The sequence below is a fragment of the Streptomyces carpinensis genome, from assembly GCF_002154505.1.
GTDB classification, from domain to species: domain Bacteria; phylum Actinomycetota; class Actinomycetes; order Streptomycetales; family Streptomycetaceae; genus Streptomyces; species Streptomyces carpinensis.
Genome location: NZ_MUBM01000443.1, coordinates 1 through 4,009, shown reverse-complemented (window position 1 = coordinate 4,009; position 4,009 = coordinate 1). Strand labels below are relative to the sequence as shown.

The 4,009-nt window shown below is 72.6% G+C and carries 5 protein-coding genes and 1 pseudogene; 4 read left to right on the top strand and 2 right to left on the bottom strand.

The window, feature by feature from the left end; genetic code table 11:
• Both BZY54_RS54100 and BZY54_RS42555 read left to right on the top strand, forming a co-directional pair.
• Positions 1-116: pseudogene (locus tag BZY54_RS54100) on the top strand (MarR family transcriptional regulator); the annotation flags it as partial.
• 186 nt (positions 117-302) lie between these two features.
• Entirely contained in the window at positions 303-1,163 is an 861-nt protein-coding gene (locus tag BZY54_RS42555; RefSeq protein WP_086730727.1) for an esterase/lipase family protein, read from the top strand.
• 72 nt (positions 1,164-1,235) lie between these two features.
• On the opposite strand, the gene BZY54_RS42550 is transcribed toward BZY54_RS42555, so the two are convergent.
• The gene (locus BZY54_RS42550; protein ID WP_086730726.1) at positions 1,236-2,252 is read right to left on the bottom strand and encodes a lytic polysaccharide monooxygenase auxiliary activity family 9 protein; all 1,017 of its coding nucleotides are present in this window, start codon (positions 2,250-2,252) and stop codon (positions 1,236-1,238) included.
• Positions 2,253-2,430: 178 nt separating this feature from the next.
• Between BZY54_RS42550 and BZY54_RS42545 the strand changes: the two genes are divergently transcribed.
• On the top strand, positions 2,431-2,901 hold the full coding sequence (locus BZY54_RS42545; protein ID WP_086730728.1) for a GNAT family N-acetyltransferase: 471 nt from the start codon (positions 2,431-2,433) through the stop codon (positions 2,899-2,901).
• A 25-nt stretch (positions 2,902-2,926) separates the two neighbouring features.
• On the opposite strand, the gene BZY54_RS54900 is transcribed toward BZY54_RS42545, so the two are convergent.
• Positions 2,927-3,061, bottom strand: a complete 135-nt coding sequence (locus tag BZY54_RS54900; protein WP_086730725.1) for a hypothetical protein — start codon at positions 3,059-3,061, stop codon at positions 2,927-2,929.
• Between the two features lie 139 nt (positions 3,062-3,200).
• On the opposite strand from BZY54_RS54900, the gene BZY54_RS42535 reads away from it, so the two are divergent.
• Positions 3,201-3,821 carry a class I SAM-dependent methyltransferase gene (locus tag BZY54_RS42535; RefSeq protein WP_086730724.1) on the top strand — a complete coding sequence of 207 codons (621 nt, stop codon included), beginning with the start codon at positions 3,201-3,203 and terminating at the stop codon, positions 3,819-3,821.
• Positions 3,822-4,009 lie beyond the last annotated feature (188 nt).

The window sequence follows — 4,009 nt, the reverse complement described above, 5'->3', positions numbered from 1 at the left end:
CCGCCGCCGAGGCCGTGCGTGCGTGGGTCGAGGTGATCGGCGAGGAGGAAGTGCGCGCGCTGGGAGGATGGTTGGCGCGGATCGCGCCGTACGGCCCTGTTAGGCCCACCTGGTGACGGTCCGTCAGGTGCACTACCCCATGACCCCCGGGGGTCGCCGGTTATCACTGGAAGTTTTTACTGACGCGTAACTTCACACCTGGGCTACTCGCTCGTAACTTGACGAGTGAACAGCATCCTCGTGATCCGGATCACAGGGCGCAGTGCCGTCGCACCTCCCTTGAGCCGCAAGGAGATCACACGATGCTGCCCGTCAAGCGCGCCCTGAGACATCTGGCCGCCCTGCTCCTGGCCGCCGCCGTCGCCACCGTCCCGGCCGCCACCGCCCACGCCTCCGACGCCCCCAGCTCGGGCTGGAACGACTACAGCTGCCGGCCGTCCGCCGCACATCCCCGCCCCGTCGTCCTGGTCCACGGCACCTTCGGCAACTCCGTCGACAACTGGCTGTCCCTCGCGCCGTACCTGAAGGACCGCGGGTACTGCGTCTTCTCCCTCGACTACGGGCAGTTGCCGGGCGTCCCGCTCTTCAACGGCCTCGGCCCCATCGACAAGTCGGCCGGGCAGTTGTCCGCCTTCGTCGACAAGGTGCTCGCCGCCACCGGTGCCGCCAAGGCCGATCTCGTCGGCCACTCGCAGGGCGGCATGATGCCCCGCTACTACCTGAAGTTCCTCGGCGGAGCCGCCAAGGTGAACGCCCTCGTCGGCCTCGCGCCCGACAGCCACGGCACCACCCTGAGCGGCCTCACCAACCTGCTGCCGTACTTCCCGGGCGCGAGCGACCTGCTCAACGCCGCCACCCCCGGCCTCGCCGACCAGATCGTCGGGTCCGACTTCCTGACCAAGCTCAACGACGGCGGCGACACCGTTCCCGGTGTGCACTACACGGTCATCGCCACCCGGTACGACGAGGTGGCCACGCCCTGGCGCAGCCAGTACCTGACCGGCCCCGACGTCCGCAACGTCCTGCTGCAGGACCTGTGCCCGGTCGACCTGTCCGAGCATCTGGCGATCGGGCTGTTCGACCGCGTCGCCTTCCACGAGGTGGCCAACGCCCTCGACCCGCCGCACGCCACCGCCACCACCTGCGCGTCCGCCTTCAGCTGACGGCGACGCGAGGTGCACTCCGGGGCCTGTCCGGCCTGAGCCGCCGGACAGGCCCCGCGAACGCGGGCCGCCTCAGCGGCCCCGCCGGCCCCCGTGCGCGGCGCGCCGGCGGACCGAGGCGAACGGGACCGCCGAGCCGAGTGCCAGGGCGGCCGCGCCGCCGACCGCGATGTACGGGGTGCCGCCGTCGCCACCGGTCTCGGCGAGGTTCCGGGTCCGCGCGCCACCGGCGGCCCCGGGCCGGCCGGCGTCGGCGGGGACGGCGGCACGCGCAGCGGCCGAAGTCGGGTGCGTCGCCGGATGTGCCGTCGGGTCCGTCGTCGTACGGGCGTCGGCGTCCCCGTGACCGTGGTGCTCGATCGTCGACCTGCCGGCACCGTCCTCGATCTGCCGTTCGGTCGGTGCCGAGGCCGTGGGAGCAGGTGATGAACCGCTCGGCGCCCCGCCGCCGCTCCCGCCGAAGGCGACGTCCGAGCAGGAGTGGAACTCCTCCGGGCTGTCCGAGCGCTGCCACACCGCGTACAGCAGATGCCGCCCGGTCCTCTCGGGCAGGGTGCCGGAGAACGTGTAGAAGCCGCCGGAGGCGACCGGGTCGGTGACGGTGGCGACCGGGTGCCCGAGGTCCAGGTCGGCCCAGGCCGCCGGCTTCGCCGGGTCGTAGCCGGGCTTGGTGATGTAGACGGTGAAGGTGCCCCTGTGCGGGGCGGTCACCCGGTACTCGAACGTGTACGAGCCGCTGCGCACCGCGGTCGCGGGCCAGTCCGCGCGGGCCAGGTCGAGGCCCCTGAACTCCTCGTTGTCCGCGCTGCACAGCTTGCCGTCCGGGATCAGGGCCTGGTGCCGGCCGTTCGCGTCGCCGATCCGGACGCCGTTCCAGTCGTACAGGGCCTGGGTGCCGCCCGCCGCGACCGCCGCCCTGCACGCCGCCGACCTCGGGCTCTCGGGGCCCTCCGCGTAGCACTGGGATATCCGGCTGACCGGGTCGCCCATGGAACCGGGCGCGGACGCGGGCGCGGCGGCGAGCGCGGTCAGGGCGAGCGGGGCCAGGCCGAGGGCGGCGAGGACGGCGGCCTTGCGGCGTGCCGGCATGGGGAACTCCTCGGAGGCGGTCCGGACAGTCCTGGTACGGGAGGACGGATCCCGTGGGGGTGATCAGAAAATAGCCCCGGGGGACCGCGGAATCGCCTGCCGAGGGCGGTCGGGGGAGATCCTTGTGCTCGCGTTAAGGGAGTGCTGAGACTGCGCTCAGGTAGGTAGCGTGCGCGGCATGCGGAGCGAGGAGACCGAGGGGATCAGGGTGGCGGCCGCCGCCGACGTACCGGCCGTGAAGGCCGTGACCGACGCGGCCTACCACCCCTACGTCGAGCGCATCGGCGTGGTGCCGGTGCCCATGGAGGCCGACCACGCGGCGAACGTGGCCGCGGGGAAGGTGTTCGTGGCGGGAGAGCCCGCGACGGGCAGGGTGATCGGCCTCGTCGTGATCGAGGCCCGTGCGGACCACCTGTTCCTCGACAGCATCGCCGTCCATCCCGACGCGCGCGGCACGGGAGTCGGACGGCGGCTGCTGGAGTTCGTGGACGCACGCGCGCGTGCGCTGGGGCTGCCGGAGATCAGGCTCTACACGAACGCGATGATGTGGGAGAACCAGAAGATCTATCCGAGGTTCGGCTACGAGGTCGTGGAGCGCCGGGTGGACGGACCCTATGACCGGATCCACTACCGCAAACGGCTCGTCTGACAAGTCTTGTCGTCGGGTCCGCAGGTCATCCGTTCGGCCACCATGTCCGCGCGATGTCCTTGCGGACCTCAGGCCGTTCGCCGGGACGCTCGTCGACCTCCTCACGGAGTCGGCGCGGGTCCGTCTTCCTCAGGGGCTTCTGCACTGTCATACGGCGCATAACTGCCTCCTTAGACGTCTACCGGGTTCCGTGTTCTCACGGAGGTAGACCTTGCGGGCGAGAGTTCCTCATCGGTGCGGGTCTGTCTGTGGCGGCTGTCACGATTCGGCTGTCAGTGGTGGGTGTCACTCTTGGGCGCATGAGCGAACGGATCACGAACCACGACGACGCGTCGAGCCCGGCCCACGTGGACTGGGACGCGCAGGCGGCGGTCTTCGACGACGAGCCGGATCACGGGCTGCGCGAGCCGCTCGTGCGCGCGGCCTGGGCCGAGAAGCTGCGTGACTGGCTGCCCGGACGCCCCGGCGAGATCCTCGACCTCGGCTGCGGCACGGGCAGCCTGTCGCTCCTCGCCACCGAGCTGGGACACCGGGTGACCGGCGTGGACCTCTCCCCGAACATGGTGAGCCGGGCCCGCGACAAGCTCGCGGGCCGTGACGCGGTGTTCCTGGTCGGTGACGCGGCGAACCCGCCGGTGGGCGAGCGGCGCTTCGACGCCGTCCTCGTGCGCCACGTCCTGTGGGCGCTGCCGGATCCCGCGAGCGCCCTGCGGCGCTGGCGGGAACTGCTGCGGCCCTCGGGGCGGCTGGTCCTGGTCGAGGGCGTCTGGGGCACGGTCACCCCCGTCGGCACCGAGTGGCCGGCCGTGGGTCCGGGTGCCGGGTGGGTGCCGTCACGACGTCCGCCGTCCGGGGACTGGCTGCGCGGGCGGATGCCGAGTGGTGGTCGGCCGCGGGTCCGGAGGCCGGGGCGACGGTGAGTGGCCGCCCCGGTGCCGGGTGCCCGGGGCGGGTGGCGCGTCCTCGGGTCCGCCGCCCCGGGGCTGGATCGGGGGATGTCCAATCGCCGCCCGGGGGTCCGGATTGCCGGTGCGGACACCGAGTGGCCGGCCGTGGGTCCGGGTGCCGGGCGGACGCCAGTCGCCGCCGCGGCTTCGGATGCCCGGGG

Bases quoted from the DNA above. Each gene is read 5' to 3' on its own strand.
- BZY54_RS42555 (WP_086730727.1), top strand. From the start codon at position 303: ATGCTGCCCGTCAAGCGCGCCCTGAGACATCTGGCCGCCCTGCTCCTG.
- BZY54_RS42550 (WP_086730726.1), bottom strand. From the start codon at position 2,252: ATGCCGGCACGCCGCAAGGCCGCCGTCCTCGCCGCCCTCGGCCTGGCC.
- BZY54_RS42545 (WP_086730728.1), top strand. From the start codon at position 2,431: ATGCGGAGCGAGGAGACCGAGGGGATCAGGGTGGCGGCCGCCGCCGAC.
- BZY54_RS54900 (WP_086730725.1), bottom strand. From the start codon at position 3,061: ATGCGCCGTATGACAGTGCAGAAGCCCCTGAGGAAGACGGACCCGCGC.
- BZY54_RS42535 (WP_086730724.1), top strand. From the start codon at position 3,201: ATGAGCGAACGGATCACGAACCACGACGACGCGTCGAGCCCGGCCCAC.